A 19,082-nucleotide genomic window follows, 5' to 3' on the forward strand; every position below is an offset into this window, starting at 1 on the left:
TGAATATATGTTTCGATCCTTTTGTTTTCATCAAGAGAAAGGTTTAATTTTGAGCGCCGTCTGTATGCCGGATGGAGATTCCCGTAAATCCATAGAAAATACTGAACAAAGGTGTTAAGTACAGTAAGAACAGGTATGGGAAGAATACTGACCAGGCAACGCCGAGGGTTCCAGACATGTATACACAGTAACCGTGCCACGGAATCATCGGACCGGATAAAGTACCTGCGTCCTCAAGGGTACGAGAAAGGATTTCTGGTGCGATTTTTCTGGATTTGAACAGCGGTTTCATCATATTTCCAGTCAGGACGTGGGACATCGGCTGGGAACAGCTGATTAAGCTGGTTACATAGCCGACTAAAAGGCTTGCTGCAATCAGGCTGCCATCGCTGTTGATGTGATTTACGATGGCGTTTAAGAGATTGCCGAGAACGCCGAGGCGATCCAGCATACCGCCCATACCAACTGCAAAGCAGATGATTGCCACATACTGAAGCATGCTGCTCATACCGCCGCGGTTTAAGATGGTCTGTAAAATACCTTCCTCAATGCTGGTACTGTATCCGTTGTAAGCAACACGGATGATACTCTGCAGAGTTGCGCCCTGATAGAAGAAAGAGACAGCTCCGGCGCAGATGGCGGAAAGACCAAGGGAGACAACCGAGTTTACTTTGCATAAAAGCAGAATAATGATTGCGATGGCTGGCAGCAGAGTGATGAAGCCAAGTTTAAACTCACCTTGCAGGGCATCGATGTATGTCAGAAGATTTCCAGTTTCATAGTTCCCTGAAGTCTGGCTGATGCCAAGAATTACAAAGAGAACCAGGCTGATGACAAAGGTCGGAAGCGTGGTCCAGAGCATGGAACGCACGTGGTCGTTTAATTTAGAGCCAGCAACCGCTGGAGCCAGGTTGGTTGTGTCGGAAAGCGGGCTTAATTTGTCACCGAACATCGCGCCGCAGATGACAGCACCTGCCACCATGCCAGGATGGATGCCCATCGCGTTGCCGATTGCCATCATGGCAACACCGGCACTGCCGACGGAACCGTAGGAGGTTCCGGTCACAAGGCTTAATACGGCACAGAAAATCAGGGTCAGAGGCAGCAGCCAGGTCGGGTTGATCAGTTTTAAACCGCCGACAATGATGGTTGCAATCGTGCCGCTTTGCAGCCAGGTACCGATCATGACGCCGATTGCCATGAGCAGGCACAGGGTAGGAACGACAACCCGGATCGCGTCGTAAGCGCCGTTTACAACATGCTCATAATTTATGCGTAATACCTTACAAAACAGATAGATGATGATCCAGCTCATAAATAGTCCAATCATCGGTCCGCCCGTTTTCAGCCGGATGCAGACTGCAACCGCTCCGATGATCAGGAGCAGAAGCAGAAGCGACTGAGGCATGTTTAATTTTTTGTCTTCGCTCATAACATAGTTCCTCCCTAATGTGAAAGTCGTGCTTTTTTGAATTTAATGCGTTGAGGTTTAACGCGTTAAATTGTAAATTTATTTTCATTATATAGAATAATTCCGAAAAAATCAACCGTAGGAATAATATTTATTTGGCTCAAGGGAGAAGAGGTGCAGGTGATGTTCCGTGATGTGAAGAATTATGATATAATGGCAGAATTACTTAAAAATTTGACAGGAGAATGTTATGGAACAGAGGATTCAGTTATCGGATCATTTCGGTTTTGGGAGATTGATCCGGTTTACAATTCCATCTATTTTAATGATGATTTTTACCTCCATTTACGGAGTGGTAGATGGATATTTTGTATCGAATTTTGTAGGAAAAACGCCGTTTGCGGCGGTCAATTTCATTATGCCGTTTCTGATGGTCGTAGGTGCCATGGGATTTATGTTCGGCACGGGTGGAAGTGCCCTGATCGCCCGGATTATGGGCGAGGGCAGGCGTGAGAAGGCGCAGGAGATTTTTTCCCTTCTGATCGCTGCGACCTTTGTTTCTGGTCTGGTAATTGCGGTTATCAGTATTCTGTTTTTACCGCAGATCGCTGCCTTTCTTGGCGCGAAGGGAGAGATGCTGGCGGACTGCATCCGGTATGGACGGATCATTCTGGTGGCGCTTCCGTTTTTAATGTTGCAGTATGCGTTTGGCAGCCTTTCCGTGACGGCGGAGAAGCCGAAGCTGGGGCTGATTGTAACGATCATTTCGGGTGTGCTTAATATGACGGGAGATGTTCTGTTCATGGGAGTGTTCCATTGGGGAATTGCCGGAGCGGCGATGGTGACTGCGATGGGACAGATCATAGGAGGAACGATACCGCTGGTTTATTTCCTGCGGAAGAACAGCAGCAGCCTCCGCCTTCGCAGACCAAAGTGGGATGGAGGAGCGCTCAGACGTGCCTGCACCAACGGTGTATCGGAATTGATGAGCAGTATTTCCATGTCCATTGTCGGCATGCTGTATAACGCGCAGCTGATGCGCTACGCGGGAGAAAACGGAGTCGCAGCTTACGGAACCATCATGTATGTGGACTTTATTTTCCTTGCGATTTTCATCGGTTATGCGACCGGCGTAGCTCCGGTTATCAGCTATCACTACGGCGCAGGAAATAAAAAGGAGTTAAATAACCTGCTAAAGCGCAGTGTGCTTCTGATCGCGGCGGCGTCTCTGAGCATGCTGCTGCTGTCCGAGGTGATGGCGGCACCGTTGGCAGCTATTTTCGTAGGATATGATGCCGGGCTTCTGGACATGACGGTACATGCGTATTCCATTTATGCGGTTTCGTTCTTATTCTGCGGTTTCTCCATTTTCAGTTCCGCCTTTTTTACGGCGCTGGGAGATGGACTGACCTCGGCGCTGATAGCATTTTTGCGTACTCTTGTGTTTGAAAGTGCATCGGTTATCATTCTGCCGCTGCTCCTGGGCTTGAACGGAATCTGGGGTGCAATTATCGTGGCGGAATGTATGTCCGTGACGGTGTCAGTTATCTTTTTGGTGGCGAAGAGAAGGAGGTATCAATATTTTTAGACGCAGCGGATTTATAACCGGCTGGATGGCATGATTTTTAGCGCCCTTTCTAAAATCGGAAAAGCAAGTGGTGCACTGGAAAAGCCACCGAAGCATAAACTATCAGTAAGTAAGCTTCAGGGTGGCTTTTTCTTTGCATACATTTCCAAAGCCTTTGACACCTGGAGAGGAACGGTCCTGTCTGGAACGCATGAAAGAGGGAGACCATGAGGCACGCAATACTCTGATAGAGCGAAATTTACGGCTGGTGGCGCATGTGACCAGAAAATATCAGGGTACAGATTATGAAATGGAAGATCTCCTGTCGATCGGCACCATCGGGCTCATTAAAGCGGTCAATACGTTTCATCCGGAGCGGGGATCGCGGTTGGCGACATATGCGGCGAAATGTATCGAGAATGAGATTCTGATGACCTTCCGTGCTGGTAAAAAATATGCAAAGGATATCTCGTTATATGACCGATCGGGGTAGATAAAGACGGAGAAACCGTCAGCCGGATGGATGTGCTGGAGGCAGAAGGAAAAGAAGTTCTGGAAACCATTATTTTAAAGCAGGAAATTGAACAGCTTTACCGCGCCTATGAAGCGTGTTTAAAAGAAACAGAGAAAATCGTCTTACGCAGCCGGTACGGGCTGTTTGGCGGAAAGGAACAGACGCAGCGGGAGATTGCCGCCAGACTTGGGATTTCGCGTTCTTATGTGAGCCGGATCGAGAAGCGGGCGCTGGAAAAAATGCGGCGGGGATTTGCGGAACACAAATAAAGAACAGAAAAAGCGGCTGGCAGATGTTAGGATGGACATCTGTCAGCCGCTTTTGTCATGTAATAGGAAATTTTCTGGAATTCCCTATTACACAAAAAGGCACTAACGTGCCAATGATGCGCACTCGCGCGAAGCAGAAACATGTCGCAAGCGACCGCGCTCGGCGCGAGAATGTGCCAAGCACATTCTTTTTCATCTCTTAGTCCTCAGCGTCCCGATATCCGTTCGGGTTCATCGACTGCCATTTCCAGGAGTCAGCGCACATCTCCTCAATGCCGTACTGAGCTTCCCAGCCGAGTTCATTTTTCGCTTTGGTAGCATCGGAGTAGCAGGTTGCGATATCGCCGGCGCGGCGTGGCTTGATTTCATAAGGAATTGTTTTGCCGCAGGCTTTTTCGTAAGCCTTGACAACATCGAGTACGCTGTAGCCTTTGCCGGTGCCGAGGTTGTAGATATATACGTCTGGCTTATCGTTAAATTTCTGGAGTGCTTTTACATGACCGACCGCAAGGTCAACTACGTGGATGTAATCGCGCACACCGGTTCCGTCTGGAGTCGGGTAATCATTGCCGAAGACACCGAGACATTTCAGCTTGCCGACAGCAACCTGTGCGATATAAGGAACCAGATTGTTCGGGATTCCCTTCGGATCCTCGCCGATCAGACCGCTCTTGTGTGCACCGATTGGGTTGAAGTAGCGGAGCAGAACAACATTCCATTCCGGATCTGCTACGTGCAGGTCAGTTAAAATCTGTTCAAGCATTCCCTTTGTCTGACCGTAAGGGTTTGTGATTTTGCCTTTCGGGCATTCTTCGGTGATCGGGACGAATGCCGGATCTCCGTATACGGTAGCGGAGGAACTGAAAATGATTTTCTTGACGCCATGATTGCGCATTACGTCGCAGAGAATCAAGGTTCCGGTGATATTGTTGTGGTAATATTCCAGTGGCTTCGCAACGGATTCTCCGACTGCCTTTAAGCCTGCAAAATGAATGACCGAATCGATGGAGTCTTTCTCAAAAATCTCATTGACTGCCTCGCGATCCAGCATATCTGCCTTGTAAAAGGTTACATGCTTGCCGGTGATTTTCTCCACGCGGCGCAGCGCTTCCTCACTGGCATTGTAAAGGTTGTCCATGACAACGACCTCATATCCGGCGTTTAAAAGTTCGATGCAGGTATGACTGCCGATGTAACCGGCGCCTCCAGTAACTAAAATAGCCATTGTAAACTCCTCCTTCATCCTACCTATAAGAATAATTCATTTTATACCTTCAATCTTTCTTTATTATAAACGCGGCTTGCGAGGAAAACAATCGGAAATATTGTCATGTGTTATCGAAATTATATTTTAAGAGGAAGTTTAACAACGCTTTGCGTAGAATTGGAAAGACTCGGATACAGTGTGCGTGATGATAGAATGTGCGTTCGAAAAACAGCTTGCATTTAAAAAGAGGGTGTGATATGATAAATGCAGAACGGATGTTCGAGAAACGGGAGGAGGCAGAACCTCATGCTGATACAGGAAAATCTTTCAATCGAAGAAAAGTTAAGAATTTTATCGGATGCGGCGAAGTATGACGCCGCCTGCACATCCAGCGGCGTGGGTAGAAAGGGAAAGGAAGGCTTTCTTGGAAACAGCCGGGTGGACGGCATCTGCCACAGTTTTGCCTCGGATGGGCGCTGTATCTCCCTGCTGAAAATTTTATTTACGAACCAGTGCATCTATGACTGTCATTACTGTGTCAACCGTCGGAGCAATGATACGGTCCGTACCTCCTTTACGCCGGAGGAGGTCTGCCGTCTGACGATGGAATTTTACCGGCGCAACTATATAGAAGGATTGTTTTTAAGTTCCGGTGTGCTGGAGACACCGGATTACACGATGGAACTGCTGTATCAGACCTTGTACCGCCTTCGGCGCGTCCATCGATTTAACGGTTACATCCATGTGAAAGCAATTCCGGGGGCAGATCCGGAGCTGATTGAGAGAGTGGGCTTTCTGGCGGACCGGATGAGTGTGAATCTGGAGCTTCCGACGGCTGATGGTCTGGCGCGCCTGGCACCGGGAAAGACGCGGGACAAGATACTGCGCCCGATGCGCCAGATCCAGACTGGGATCGCGAGACAGCTGGAGCAGGAAGGGCGTCTGGAGAGCAGAGGGGCATGGCTTCCGCGGAAAGAGCGCGGAGAAATTCAGATTCCGGGAGACGGGAGATATGGAATTGGTGGTAAAGCGATAGGAAAAGGGGAAAGGGAATGTCTGCAGGCTGACAAGGGAATTCTGAGTCTGAATCAGACAGAGACAAAGATGGATTGGGGGCGGAATGGAGACAAGGTAAAAGGATTTATGAGGTCGAAAGAGCCGGGGGAAACGGATGAAAGGGTTGGAAGGACACATACACCGGAGATCCCCCGTGTCATCCCAGGACGATCGATCTATGGCAGTTTCGGACTGGGAAATATCTCAAACCGCAAGAATTATTTCGTCCCCGGCGGTCAGAGCACACAGCTCATTGTCGGGGCGACTCCGGAGAGTGATTATCAGATGGTTGCGGTCGCGGAAGCGCTGTATCGGAATTTTGGATTAAAGAGGGTCTTTTATTCGGCGTTTATCAAGGTGAATGAGGACAGCCTGCTTCCGGATCTTCCGGACGGACCGCCGCTTCTGCGGGAACACCGTCTGTACCAGGCGGACTGGCTGATGCGCTACTACGGCTTCCGGGCATCGGAACTTCTGAGTGAAAAGCACCCTAATTTTAATGTGTTTCTGGATCCGAAGTGCGACTGGGCGCTGCAGAATCTGGGTGAGTTTCCGGTGGAGATAAACCGGGCACCGTATGAGACACTTCTGCGTGTTCCGGGCATCGGGGTAAAGTCTGCGATGCGGATTGTCGCAGCGAGAAAACAGGTGGCGCTTCGGTTTGAAGATTTGAAGAAGATGGGAGTTGTGCTGAAGCGGGCAGTATACTTCATTACCTGTTCAGGGCGGATGATGTACCGGTGCAGATCCATGAGGATGCGATCGCGGCACAGCTAATCAGTGAAGAGAAGCGGAAGCAGTGGCAGTTGTCACAGAGCGGGCTGTACCGCCAGATGTCGCTGTTTGATGATTTTCATATGGCGCAGGCATGAAGCAGACGGAGGAGAGAAAAATGGTTGTATTTGTATGCGAAGACAGTCCAGAAGGTATATTCACAGGAGTATATGATGCCTGGAACAGCCGCTTAGGGCATGAGAACGTGCGGCTGGAAGTACAGGGCGAATATAATTACAGCCTGTTTTCGGAGTACCGAGAGGTGGCGGTGGATCGGCTCAAGGCACAGAAAGTCGTGCGCTCGGTGCGTCGATCCCTGTCAGAACTGGCGTACAGCTGGATTTACCGCACGGCGCTGAGTGAGCGGGAGGATCGGGCAGAGGCGGTCTACCGCTTTCTGGTCTGTGGGTTTAGCGCAGGGGCAGCAGGGAGACGTATCACGGAAAATTTACAGATACCGGCGGTGCAGACAGTCTTTCAGATCAACCGTGCGGTTGCCAATGAAGCGCATTTGCAGACAGAATTTCTGCGGTTTGCAGAATATTCCGATCATGTACTATTTTCTGAGATTGGTCCGAAAAACCGGGTGACGGCATTGCTGATGCCGTATTTTACAGATCGCCTGCCCTCGGAACCATTTATTATCTATGATAAAAATCACCAGGAAGCGGGAGTCTGGACAGGAAAGGGGCGGTGGTATATGATGCGTGGGGCTGAGACAGAACCCCTGCAGGCGCTTTCCGGGAGAACCGATCAGAGCGAATATGCGGCGCTCTGGAGTGCATTTTTTCATCAGATAGGAATTAAGGAGCGGGAAAATCCAGCCTGTCAGCGGATGCATCTGCCGCTTCGCTACCGGAAATATATGACGGAATTTCAGTTCGGTTCCAACCGTTCAAATTTGGCTAAATTGTGAACAAATCGTAAACACAAAATCGAGAACCTTGTTCATAAAGAAACGAAAAAAGAATAAAAATAAGCCGGAAATCGAGAAAAAACAGCATTGAAACGAGAAAACTGCTGCATATATATTAAGATTTAAAGACCTTAAAAAATAATGTAAAGTCAACAGAAACAAGGACTTTTCTTACGAAAACTTTCGATTTTTGTAAGAAATACGGGATTTATTTAGTGAATGTTAATTATCTGTTCATATTTTGGACATAATTTGTTTTTATTATAGGTCACGTACCGATGAGGTACAAGAAAACATAAATCGTATGTTTTAAAGAGGAGAGAATAATTATGAGAAAGAATCTTACAAAAACAGCAGCAATCTTAGTTATGAGTGCAATGGTAGCAGCATCTGCTCTGACCGCTTGCGGCAGCAAAGCAGAGGAGACAACTGCAGCAGCAGAGGAGACTGTAGAGGCAGAAGAGACTGAGGCAGCTGAGGAGACCGAGGCTGAAACAGAAGAGACTGAGGAAGTTTCCGAGGAAGAGACCGAAGAGGCATCTGAGGAAGAGACTGAGGCAGCTGAGGAGACTGAGGCTGAAGCAGAAGAGACTGAGGCAGCTGAGGAGACACAGGCTCAGTAATCAATCTTTGATTGCAGAAGTTTGTTTCTATTCGGATATAACCGAAAAGGTTGTTAAGAAAATCGTAAGAGGGCAGTCGGTTGACAATCGGCTGCCCTTTTTGTATACTATAACTGTATTAAATGAACTAATACACTTATGATTTTTGATACAGGGCAGAATGGAGGAAAGGAGAATGTGAGCGTGATTCTGATTGATTATAAAGATCGACGACCTCTCTATGAGCAGATTGTTGAGAAGCTGTCGGATCTGATGGTCCGGGGGATTTTGGAGCAGGACAGTCAGCTTCCATCCGTGCGGAGTCTGGCAACGGAGCTGTCGATGAATCCGAATACGATCCAGCGGGCGTATGCAGAGCTGGAACGCCAGGGATATATTTATTCGGTTAAGGGCAGGGGCAGTTTTGTGGCGGATAACCGGCAGATTCGGGAGAGGAAGCGGCAGGAGATCTGGGATCAGCTGGAACTTCTGATCCGGGATGCAAAAGGAACCGGCATCACGATGCTGGAGTTCCAGGAGCAGGTCATCCAGAGCTATGGAAGTGAGGAAGGAGGAAACAGGAATGATAAAGGCTGAGAATCTGACGAAGCGTTTTTATGATACAGTGGCAGTCGATCATATCCATGCGGAGATTCACAATGGAAGTGTCTTTGGTCTGATCGGAACTAACGGCGCCGGAAAAAGTACCTTTTTGCGGATGGCAGCCGGTATTTTAAAGCCGGACGAAGGGAGCATTACGGTTGATGATGAGACAGTATTTGAGAATACAAAGGTAAAGGCACGATGCTTTTATATCCCGGATGAGCCGTATTTCTTAAGCAATGGAACGGCGGAAGACATGAAAGTATTTTATCAGGGGATTTATCCGAAGTTTGATGCAGCCCGGTTTGATAAACTGCTAAAGAATTTTGAACTGGAAAGCCGGCGGAAGGTGCAGACCTTTTCGAAGGGTATGAAAAAACAGCTCGCTGTGCTGCTGGGCATCTGCGCGGGAACCGATTATCTGTTCTGCGACGAGACGTTTGACGGGCTGGATCCGGTCATGCGGCAGACGGTCAAGAGTCTTTTTGCCAATGATATCGAGGAGCGGAACCTCACGCCGGTCATCGCCTCCCATAATCTGCGGGAGCTGGAAGATATCTGCGACCATGTAGGTCTGCTTCACAAGGGAGGAATGCTTCTCTCAAAGGATCTGGACGATATGAAGTTAAATATTCACAAGATTCAGTGTGTGCTTCCGGCGGGAGTGGGGAGCAGCGATTTGCAGGGAATCGATATTATAAAGACGGAACAGAGGGGAAGTCTCCTGACGCTTACTGTGCGCGGAAAACGGGAAGAGATTCAGACAATTTTACAGGCGTATCATCCGGTGTTTTTTGAAATGATACCGCTTTCCCTGGAAGAGATCTTTATCAGTGAAACGGAGGTGGCTGGTTATGACATCAAAAGGCTTGTTTTTTAAATATATGAGAGAAAATACGAAGCAGCGTCTCTGGAGCGTGGCGCTTACCGCACTTTTGTGCTTCTTTCTGTTTCCAGTCCTGACAGCGCTGGAAACCACCATAATGCTGCGTCCGGATAACTTGTCTAAAGATCTGAGCGTCGAAGCGGCGTTAGCAGAAGCAAAATTAAAGCTGACCAATGAGATGCTGCATATGTATTCGATCCAGAATGCAATGCTGGTATTTATCCTGATTGTGACGGCGGTGGTGCTGGCAGCGTCCGGTTTTTCGTATCTCCATTCGAAAAAGAAAACGGATTTTTTTCACAGCCTCCCGATCAGCCGTGAAATGCTTTATACCGTAACCTGTCTGGACGGTATCCTGTATCTGGCGGTTCCGTATCTGGTATTTTTGCTGGTGGCAGGTGTGATGCTGCAGGTGAAGGGCGCGCCATTTTTATGGGGAACCCTGCTGATTGGGTATGTACAGCATATGTGCTTTTTTACCCTGGTGTACATGACGGTTGTGCTGGCAGTGATTCTGACAGGCAATCTGATCGTAGGATTACTTGGAACCGGCGTATTTTTTAGCTGGGGACCGGGCGTGGCTGCAGTGATATCGACGTATTTTTCCGAATACTTCATGACGTTTTATGACAATGGCAATTTCCTGCTGCGCTGGTGCGAGCGTACCTCACCGGTTTTCTGGTACGGCACGGCAACCGGTTCGGAGCATCCGACCCGGATGGCGGTTATCGCGTTGGCAGTGGCGGTTCTGCTCTTTGGTCTGGGAATGTTCCTTTACCGGAGACGCCCGTCTGAGGCGGCTGGAAGAGCGATGGCATTTAAGGTAAGTGAGCCAGTGATCCGTTTCCTTCTGGTTGTACCGATCACGCTGTTTTCCGGAATGATTTTCCGGTCAATCCTGAATGATGATATCTGGACCGTGTTTGGCTTGATCTGCGGACTGCTCATCACCAGCTGCCTGATCGAAATTATCTATCATTTCGATTTCAAGAGCTTGTTTGCGCATAAGAGACAGCTTGTTATCAGTGCGGTGGCAGTGGCAGCCATTTTCTTAGGGTTCCGCCTGGATGTGGCAGGATATGACAGCTATCTGCGGATGCTGACAAGGTTGCATACGCGGGTATTTACTGTGATGCGCTGGACAACAATGCGGCAGGGGCTTACCATGTGACTCCGAGAATGTATAGGGATGGCTACAGTGTTGGAATGGAATGGGCGTCCCAGGGAGATGTGGCAGATAAAATGCAGATCTCGGATGAGGATGGAATCCGTGTCCTGCGGGAAATTGGCGCGCAGGGCATCGAGACAGCTTCCAGACAGCGGAAGCATTTGAACGGCGGACAGGATTGGATGAGTGAGGCGGATCTGGATTCACGCTATGATTCGATCGTGCTGTCCTGGCATCTGAACAATGGAAAAACCGTTTACCGTAATTACCGCACGATCAATGTATCGGAGCTGCGGGAACAGCTAGATTCTATTTATGAAAATCAGAGCTATAAACTGGGAATGTACCCGGTGCTGTCCCTACAGGCAGACGATGCCGCAGGCATCAATTACAAAGAGGAAGAGGACTGCAGCCATGTGAAGCTTCCGGATGAGCAGACGAAGGCGGCGCTTCTTGCTGCATACCAGAAAGAGCTGATGGCTCTGACGCCGGATATGCGCCGGGAGGAGATGCCGATCGCGGAGATTCAGTTTAAGACAAATGAGATGCAGGCGATGATTGATGTGATTCGTAAAAATGGCGGCTATTATGACACATTTAACCAGTTTGATTATTACCCGATTTATCCGTCCTTCCAGGAGACGATCGCGATTCTGAAACAGTGTGGTACCGAGGTCGGCAGCAAGGTGACGCCGGAAAATACAGAAAAAATCGTGCTTCAGTATCAGGGCGGCAAGATTCCGGAGGATCAGCTGGCACCGGCAGATACAGAGCTTGGAAAACGCCAGCGGGAGTATCTTCAGAATAACAGCAGACGCGAGGTAACGATTACAGATCCGGAACAGATTGCAGAAATTCTTGCAAACTCCGCTTCGGATGATATGGTGCAGATCAATCAAATGGCGGAGGCATATCAGGGGATCAATATTGCAGTATATGTGTCCGGTACAGAGGACACAGGGGCAGTTTCAGAGGATGATTTGAGGGATTCGGTAAATTCAATGGAGGAAAATGAGATAGGTCAGACATATACGGTGGATGCCGGTCAGAATGTCCTGTATGATGGGGAATATGCGGCGGACTATGAAATGGATGAATCGGGTCAGTATGGCATCTACCAGCGCTCGTTCCGCTATGGCAAGGTTCCGGAGTTTGTGAAATCGACCTTCGGCCTGACACCGGAATTGATGCGGCTGAACCGGGTGTTTGCGTATTAAAAAAGCTGCCTGGAGTTGATTCAGGGATGCAAAAGATTGACTTTCTCCCCCGTAGGGGCTAAAATAAAGGGAAACGTAGCGGTTCAGCCGGTTTATGTATTTGATGCAAAAACCGGCTGAATCGTTATGAGAAAATATCAGACGCTTTGGTTTTGCATGAACCTGCCTTTGGATTTAGAACAGCGATGCGCTGTCCCATCAGGCAGAACAAAATTTGAGGCGTACATATCCCGCAGAGGAGGAAGAAATATGGCATTTTTCGATGAACTTGGAAAGGTGATCAGCGATAAGAGCAAGGAAGCTGCGAACCGGGTAAAGGACATTACAGGCGTATTACAGCTGAAATCGAAGTTGTCCGCCGAGAAAGATAAGATTAATAAGGCATATATCACACTGGGAAAAGCATACTATGACAGACATGAGGGCGAGCTGGAAGGGAAATTTGCAGATGAGTTCCACACTATCCAGGCTGGGCTTGTGAAGATTGCGTCCCTGGAGGATGAGATTGCCGAGTTAGAGGGCACAAGAGTCTGCGCGGAGTGCGGCGCAAAGGTGGAGAAAAATGCGGCATTCTGCAGCCGGTGCGGTGCGCCGATGGATTCGACTACATCTGCAGATGTGCATGAGCCGGAAGAACCGGAGGAGATGCAGGAGACTATCTTTGAAGAGAAGGATGAAACTGCAGCAGATAAGGCGGTTGACAACGCAGAAACAGAAGGCGCAGCTGGTCCAGACGCGGATTTCGCGGATGCTTCGGACGCTGTTTCGGAGAACACCACCGATACTGCGGCACAGAATGAAAATAACAGCGGGGAGCAGGCATAATTTATGGATTCACTGGTACAATGGTTTACAGCTAATTTATCCGGAGTCATATCGAAGGAGGCAATTATCTTCATTATCTCGATGATTCCGATTCTGGAACTTCGAGGCGGGCTTCTGGCTGCGTCACCGGCACTCTTAAACGTGCCGATCCTGCGGGCGATTCCGATTTGTATCGTGGGAAATATCCTGCCGATCCCGTTTATCCTGCTTCTGATCCGCCATGTGCTGGAGTGGATGAAGAAGGTTCCGTGTTTCCGTGGTATTGCGCTGTGGCTGGAACGCAAAGCGATGAGCAAAAAAGGGCAGATCGAGAAATATGAGTTCTGGGGGCTGATGCTCTTTGTCGGCATCCCGCTTCCGGGAACCGGCGCATGGACAGGCGCGCTGGTGGCATCCCTGCTCCACATGAAATTTGGCAAGGCATTTGGCGCGATTTTAGTCGGTATCGCGCTGGCGACGGTGATTATGTCGATTCTGTCCTACGGCGTGCTGGGCGTGCTGTTTGGATGATGCGCAGATAAAAATGGAATAATGTCTATGCCCGCAAAAGGGCGGCATGGATGCGAATGTATAAAAGACTCTGTAAGGGGAAATTCTCCGGACAGGGTCTTTTTGCGCGTGACTGTGAAGATACTGAACCGTTACAGATTATAAATGAAATTGGGGTTGACATATACCAGTGGGGGTATATTATAAGGACAGTAAAGAGATAGGAGGAGACCATGAAGCAATATACAGTAACCGGCATGAGCTGCGCGGCATGCAGCAGCCGGGTTGAAAAGGCAGTATCGAAAGTGCCGGGTGTCACGGCATGCTCGGTCAGCCTGCTGACAAATTCGATGGGCGTCGAGGGCGATGTGCCCCCGGAGACCGTGATTCATGCGGTGGAAGATGCCGGATATGGCGCATCCCTGAAAGGACAGGGCACTGCAGCGCAGGCGCAGAGCGCGTCGGAGGCAGAGGACGCCTTAAAAGATCGGGAGACGCCGGTTTTAAAACACCGTCTGATCGCATCGCTGGGATTCTTAGCAGTCCTTATGTATATGTCGATGGGACATATGATGTGGGGCTGGCCGCTGCCGCACTTTATGGATGGCAACCATGTGGCGATGGGACTTTTACAGCTCCTTTTAGCCGGAATTATCATGGTGATTAACCAGAAATTCTTTATCAGCGGTTTCAAGGGACTTTTACACCGCGCCCCGAACATGGACACGCTGGTAGCACTTGGTTCTGGCGCGTCGTTTATTTACAGCACATATGCGCTGTTTGCGATGACGGACGCACAGTTAAAGGGCAACGACACGGCAGTCATGTCCTACATGCATGAATTTTACTTTGAGTCGGCGGCAATGATTCTGGCGCTGATCACAGTCGGAAAAATGCTGGAGGCGCGTTCCAAGGGAAAAACGACGGACGCCTTAAAGGGACTGATGAAACTGGCACCGAAGACAGCTGTTATCATCCGGGATGGAGTGGAAACAAAGGTTCCGATTGAAGAGGTAAAGAAGGGTGATGTATTTGTTGTACGCCCAGGTGAAAATATCCCGGTGGATGGCGTGGTCCTGGAAGGAGCAAGCGCGGTCAATGAGGCAGCACTGACCGGCGAGAGTATTCCGGTGGATAAGGCACAGGGTGACCTGGTTTCGGCGGCAACGGTCAACCAGTCTGGTTATCTGCGCTGTGAGGCGACCAGAGTCGGTGAAGATACCTCCCTGTCGCAGATCATCCGCATGGTCAGCGACGCGGCGGCGACGAAAGCGCCGATCGCCAAGATTGCAGACCGGGTTTCCGGCGTGTTTGTCCCGGCGGTTATCACGATCGCAGTGGTGACAACGATTGTCTGGCTGCTGGCAGGACAGACGTTTGGATTCGCATTGGCGCGAGGTATTTCCGTACTGGTTATCAGCTGCCCGTGTGCACTGGGACTGGCTACGCCGGTTGCGATCATGGTCGGCAACGGCATGGGCGCGAAAAACGGAATCTTGTTCAAGACAGCTGTTTCACTGGAAGAAACCGGAAAAATGGACATTGTAGCGCTTGATAAGACGGGTACGATCACCAGCGGCGAGCCGCGTGTGACCGACGTCATCCCGTCCGGAGGTGTGACTGAGAAGGAGCTGGTAAGCCTGGCGCTTTCCCTGGAAAAGAAGAGTGAGCACCCATTGGCGAAAGCTGTTCTTCTCTATGCAAAAGAACAGCAGGTGGATGCGCCGGAGGCGGCTGATTTCCAGGCGCTGCCGGGTAATGGACTTTCCGGTACGTTAGACGGCGCTTCGCTGGCAGGCGGAAGCTTTTCCTATATCAGCGGACATACGACGGTGTCCGCACAGGAACAGGCATCCTTTGAGCGCCTGGCATCGGAAGGCAAGACACCGCTGTGCTTTATGAAAAATGGTCGTCTGGCTGGTATGATTGCCGTGGCAGATGTCATCAAGGAAGACAGCCCGCAGGCGGTCAAGGAACTGCAGAACATGGGAATCCGTGTGGTCATGCTGACCGGAGATAATGAGCGGACCGCCCGTGCGATTGGGGCACAGGCTGGTGTGGATGAAGTCATTGCCGGAGTACTTCCGGATGGGAAAGAGAGTGTCATCCGCAGCCTGAAAGAACAGGGCAAGGTGGCAATGGTCGGTGATGGTATCAATGATGCCCCGGCGCTCACGCGTGCTGATATAGGTATCGCGATCGGAGCCGGTACAGATATCGCGATTGATGCCGCGGATGTGGTGCTGATGAAGAGTCGTTTGAGTGATGTTCCGGCGGCAATCCGTCTAAGCCGTGCGACGCTTCGAAATATTCACGAAAACCTGTTCTGGGCATTCTTTTACAATGTTGTGGGTATTCCACTTGCAGCCGGTTTGTGGTATCCTATCTTTGGATGGAAATTAAATCCGATGTTCGGCGCTGCAGCGATGAGCTTATCCAGCTTCTGCGTAGTGACGAACGCGCTGCGGCTGAATCTGTTTAAGATGCACGATGCATCGAAGGATCATCCGATGCGGAAGAAGGCTGAGAAGGCTGCTAATAAAGGTGGAGATAAAGCAGAAAACGCAGGTGCAGTTAGGACGGGGGCAGGAGACAACCGGTCAATTGGGCAAACAGCAAATGAAAATGAAACTGTTTCAAAAGAAATGCAAAAAAGTGAGAATCAAAAAAATAATATAAATATGGAGGGAATAACGATGACAAAGACAATGAATATCGAAGGAATGATGTGTGGACACTGTGAGGCACGCGTAAAGAAGGCGTTGGAGGCACTGGCAGGCGTGGAGAGCGCAGAGGTCAGCCATGAGAAAGGAACCGCGGTCGTAAGCATGAGTGCGGATGTGGCGGACGATACGTTGAAAGAGGCGGTTGAGGCACAGGATTATAAGGTGGACTCGATTCAGTAGGATGAAAAAAGCTGCGAAATGGTGGAATTAATATGCCATTTCGCAGCATTTTGATAAAAGATAGGAGAAAAGCATGGGCTGTTGTAAATGTGAATTACAAGCGCAGGTCTGTCAGGGAGGAGAGACGGAACGCCACAAACACAGAAACCTGACCGAAGAAAAAGATCTGCTGAAACGTTTAAACCGGATCGAGGGACAGGTGCGCGGTGTGAAGGCGATGGTGGAAGACGAGCGATACTGCGTCGATATATTAAACCAGGTATCAGCGGTTCAGGCGGCGCTGAACAGTTTTTCCAAAGTCCTGCTGTCCAACCATATCAAAACCTGTGTGGTCGATGATATAGAGGCGGGAAATGGGGAAGAAGCGGTTGAGGAGCTGTGCAAGACGATTCAGAAGCTGATGAAGTAAATATAAATTTATTGAATTGAGCAAACACAAGCAACTATAGCGAAATATTAAACATAATAAATATTTTTAAAAATTCTTCAAAAAAAGTGTTGACATTCTCCTGGATTTATATTATACTACGTCATGTAATCGAGGCGTGGCTCAGTTTGGTAGAGCGCTGCGTTCGGGACGCAGAGGTCGCGTGTTCGAATCACGTCGCCTCGATTCTATTATAAAACATACGGCCTGTTGGTCAAGCGGTCAAGACGACGCCCTCTCACGGCGTAAACCCGGGTTCGATTCCCGGACAGGTCATCGAAAATTGCTTTGGGTTTCCAGAGCATTTTTCAAATTAAAATGCTTCCTTGGCTCAGTTGGTAGAGCGACGCATTCGTAATGCGTAGGTCGCCGGTTCAAGTCCGGCAGGGAGCTGATGAGTGGAACCCCTCTTGATTATCAAGAGGGGTTTCTTGTATAATTGGAAATACCTTGGATTTTGCCGATGCTTCACATTTTAAATTGGTAAAATCTGCAATCAGAACTGTGTCGTACGGAAATTTCAGTTCAGAAAATCCCTATCTGTGAACAGTAACGGTACAGCCTTTATTCCATATAACCACTTGCACGATCTCCGCAAATGATATAAAATAATAACATACAAAAGACAAGGCGGCAGACGGCAGAGTTCGTACTGCCGCTTCCGTTTGCCAGGAAAGGATATTTCATGCCATGAGACAAGAAGAATGGACGGTAGAAGCGGCAGATGCATATCTGAATGAGATACCGAAATTTACCAGTGAAAAACATACGGCGGAGGGGCTTCGCAGGATGCTTTCATACCTGAATGCATTGCCGCAGGAGGAAAGAATCGTACATGTGGCCGGAACGAATGGGAAAGGGTCGGTCTGCTCGTTTCTCGATGCGGTTTTGCAGAAAGCCGGGAAGCGGACGGCGCGGTTTACGTCTCCTCATCTGGTGCGCGTGACGGAGCGTTTTTCTTTTGATGGACAGGAAGCAGACGATGCACTGTTCCTGGAGGCATTTGGGGCGGTTAAGGCATCATATGTTCATTTTGAGCAGGAAGGACTGGGGCATCCGACGTATTTTGAATATCTGTTTTTGATGTTTATGTGGATGGTGCGCCGGAAAAAGCCGGAGTATGTCATTCTGGAAACGGGGCTTGGCGGACGGCTGGATGCAACGAACTGCATCGAGCATCCAGCGCTTACGGTTATCACTTCGATCAGCCTTGACCATATGGAATACCTGGGCGGCACGGTGACACAGATCGCGGGCGAAAAGGCGGGAATCTTGAAAAAAAATGTGCCGGTGGTGTACGATGATACGGATGCGGAGGCTTCAGCAGTTATCAGAAATCGGGCGTCGCAACTTTCCTGTCCGGCATATCCGATCAGCCCGGAAGTGTATACGGATCTTCGGCGGGGACATGGCGGGATGAGCCTGATGATAAAAGAGAAAAGCCAGCGTCTGTTTATTCCCTTCGAAGCGGAATATCAGGCGGTCAACGCCTGCATCGCTTACCAGGCGGCACGGCTTCTTGCAGTGGACGGGGAGACAGCGGCAGCGGGCATCCGGAATGCGGTATGGCACGGACGCATGGAGGAGATCCAGGACGGAGTTTATCTGGATGGCGCTCACAATGAGGGCGGAATCCGTGCGTTTGTGGGCGCGGCGGCAGAGGTGGCAGCGCGCAGAAGAGAAGAGTCTGGGAAAGATGGTCGGATTTTTCTGCTGTTTGCAGCCGTTTCAGATAAAAATTATGAATCGATGCTGGAAACACTGATGCGGAAACTGAAGCCGGATCGATTGGTGCTGACTCATTTATATACATCGCGGGCACTTCCGATGGAGGCGATGGAAAAAGCAGCACACCGGGTGGCAGATGGCTGTGAGGTTCAAAGTATACCAGATGTAAAAACAGCTTATCAGACACTGGTTCAGGAAAAACGTCCGGAGGATACCTGCTTCTGTGTGGGTTCTTTGTATTTAATCGGAGAGCTGGAGAAAAAGATTTCCCGAACTGGATTTGACAGCACCGCCAGAATGGTGTAAGATTAGCGGGAATGTATATCCATGTAATAAAAGGAAGAAACTCTGGAGGAAAAACATGAGTGGCGAAGGAATGACAATCAATTTCGAGGAAGAAATCGAACATTTTAAACCGAGTCTGGAGGTCGAGGAGGTCGGCGAGGCGATCGTGAAGAGTGACCTGACAGATATGTCGGATATTATGATGGAACTTTTAAAACATATGAAGGAATAG

At 49.4% G+C, this 19,082-nt stretch carries 17 protein-coding genes, 3 tRNA genes and 1 pseudogene; 19 read left to right on the forward strand and 2 right to left on the reverse strand.

What is annotated here, in order from left to right:
• Positions 1-43 precede the first annotated feature (43 nt).
• Positions 44-1,432 (reverse strand): Na+/H+ antiporter NhaC, encoded by a 1,389-nt coding sequence (gene nhaC / locus DW085_RS00170; protein ID WP_118472013.1) that lies wholly within the window; start codon positions 1,430-1,432, stop codon positions 44-46.
• A gap of 229 nt (positions 1,433-1,661) precedes the next feature.
• Here nhaC and DW085_RS00175 point away from each other — a divergent pair, with 229 nt between their 5' ends.
• Together DW085_RS00175 and sigK are read left to right on the forward strand one after the other, a co-directional pair.
• Complete coding sequence (locus tag DW085_RS00175) at positions 1,662-2,999, forward strand: MATE family efflux transporter (RefSeq protein ID WP_118490597.1); 1,338 nt, start codon at positions 1,662-1,664, stop codon at positions 2,997-2,999.
• Positions 3,000-3,132: 133 nt separating this feature from the next.
• A pseudogene (gene sigK / locus DW085_RS00180) lies at positions 3,133-3,761 on the forward strand (RNA polymerase sporulation sigma factor SigK).
• Between the two features lie 199 nt (positions 3,762-3,960).
• Here sigK and galE read toward each other — a convergent pair.
• Positions 3,961-4,986, reverse strand: a complete 1,026-nt coding sequence (gene galE / locus DW085_RS00185; RefSeq protein ID WP_118490599.1) for a UDP-glucose 4-epimerase GalE — start codon at positions 4,984-4,986, stop codon at positions 3,961-3,963.
• A 288-nt stretch (positions 4,987-5,274) separates the two neighbouring features.
• On the opposite strand from galE, the gene DW085_RS00190 reads away from it, so the two are divergent.
• From DW085_RS00190 to DW085_RS18945, 17 genes are all read left to right on the forward strand, one after another.
• Positions 5,275-6,801, forward strand: a complete 1,527-nt coding sequence (locus DW085_RS00190; protein ID WP_118490601.1) for a putative DNA modification/repair radical SAM protein — start codon at positions 5,275-5,277, stop codon at positions 6,799-6,801.
• Positions 6,765-6,896 carry a hypothetical protein gene (locus DW085_RS20110; protein ID WP_284525690.1) on the forward strand — a complete coding sequence of 44 codons (132 nt, stop codon included), beginning with the start codon at positions 6,765-6,767 and terminating at the stop codon, positions 6,894-6,896. Before DW085_RS00190 ends, DW085_RS20110 begins: the two co-directional genes overlap by 37 nt.
• Before the next feature lie 20 nt (positions 6,897-6,916).
• Positions 6,917-7,714 carry a TIGR03915 family putative DNA repair protein gene (locus DW085_RS00195; protein ID WP_107000433.1) on the forward strand — a complete coding sequence of 266 codons (798 nt, stop codon included), beginning with the start codon at positions 6,917-6,919 and terminating at the stop codon, positions 7,712-7,714.
• 329 nt (positions 7,715-8,043) lie between these two features.
• Positions 8,044-8,337, forward strand: coding sequence for a hypothetical protein (locus DW085_RS00200; RefSeq protein ID WP_107000077.1), 294 nt, complete (start codon positions 8,044-8,046; stop codon positions 8,335-8,337).
• Positions 8,338-8,520: 183 nt separating this feature from the next.
• Positions 8,521-8,913, forward strand: a complete 393-nt coding sequence (locus tag DW085_RS00205) for a GntR family transcriptional regulator (RefSeq protein WP_107000076.1) — start codon at positions 8,521-8,523, stop codon at positions 8,911-8,913.
• Positions 8,900-9,799, forward strand: coding sequence for an ABC transporter ATP-binding protein (locus tag DW085_RS00210; RefSeq protein ID WP_117795722.1), 900 nt, complete (start codon positions 8,900-8,902; stop codon positions 9,797-9,799). Before DW085_RS00205 ends, DW085_RS00210 begins: the two co-directional genes overlap by 14 nt.
• Complete coding sequence (locus DW085_RS00215) at positions 9,774-10,976, forward strand: hypothetical protein (protein ID WP_118490603.1); 1,203 nt, start codon at positions 9,774-9,776, stop codon at positions 10,974-10,976. The genes DW085_RS00210 and DW085_RS00215 overlap by 26 nt, the downstream gene beginning before the upstream one ends.
• Positions 10,973-12,190: a DUF6449 domain-containing protein gene (locus DW085_RS00220; RefSeq protein WP_147353902.1), complete on the forward strand. Its 1,218-nt coding sequence runs from the start codon at positions 10,973-10,975 to the stop codon at positions 12,188-12,190. The genes DW085_RS00215 and DW085_RS00220 overlap by 4 nt, the downstream gene beginning before the upstream one ends.
• Positions 12,191-12,439: 249 nt before the next feature.
• The gene (locus DW085_RS00225) at positions 12,440-13,015 is read left to right on the forward strand and encodes a zinc ribbon domain-containing protein (RefSeq protein WP_118490606.1); all 576 of its coding nucleotides are present in this window, start codon (positions 12,440-12,442) and stop codon (positions 13,013-13,015) included.
• Between the two features lie 3 nt (positions 13,016-13,018).
• Entirely contained in the window at positions 13,019-13,525 is a 507-nt protein-coding gene (locus tag DW085_RS00230; RefSeq protein ID WP_022358562.1) for a small multi-drug export protein, read from the forward strand.
• A gap of 212 nt (positions 13,526-13,737) precedes the next feature.
• On the forward strand, positions 13,738-16,410 hold the full coding sequence (locus DW085_RS00235; protein ID WP_118490608.1) for a heavy metal translocating P-type ATPase: 2,673 nt from the start codon (positions 13,738-13,740) through the stop codon (positions 16,408-16,410).
• 73 nt (positions 16,411-16,483) lie between these two features.
• Positions 16,484-16,819, forward strand: a complete 336-nt coding sequence (locus DW085_RS00240; RefSeq protein ID WP_118490610.1) for a metal-sensing transcriptional repressor — start codon at positions 16,484-16,486, stop codon at positions 16,817-16,819.
• Between the two features lie 130 nt (positions 16,820-16,949).
• A tRNA-Pro gene (locus DW085_RS00245) sits at positions 16,950-17,023 on the forward strand.
• A gap of 18 nt (positions 17,024-17,041) precedes the next feature.
• Positions 17,042-17,113: transfer RNA gene (locus DW085_RS00250), tRNA-Glu, on the forward strand.
• Between the two features lie 44 nt (positions 17,114-17,157).
• Positions 17,158-17,230: transfer RNA gene (locus tag DW085_RS00255), tRNA-Thr, on the forward strand.
• Between the two features lie 297 nt (positions 17,231-17,527).
• On the forward strand, positions 17,528-18,871 hold the full coding sequence (locus tag DW085_RS00260; RefSeq protein ID WP_118490612.1) for a Mur ligase family protein: 1,344 nt from the start codon (positions 17,528-17,530) through the stop codon (positions 18,869-18,871).
• A gap of 55 nt (positions 18,872-18,926) precedes the next feature.
• Positions 18,927-19,082 carry a hypothetical protein gene (locus tag DW085_RS18945; RefSeq protein ID WP_022358683.1) on the forward strand — a complete coding sequence of 52 codons (156 nt, stop codon included), beginning with the start codon at positions 18,927-18,929 and terminating at the stop codon, positions 19,080-19,082.

Source organism: Clostridium sp. AF50-3, assembly GCF_003477445.1.
GTDB lineage: Bacteria > Bacillota > Clostridia > Lachnospirales > Lachnospiraceae > Otoolea > Otoolea fessa.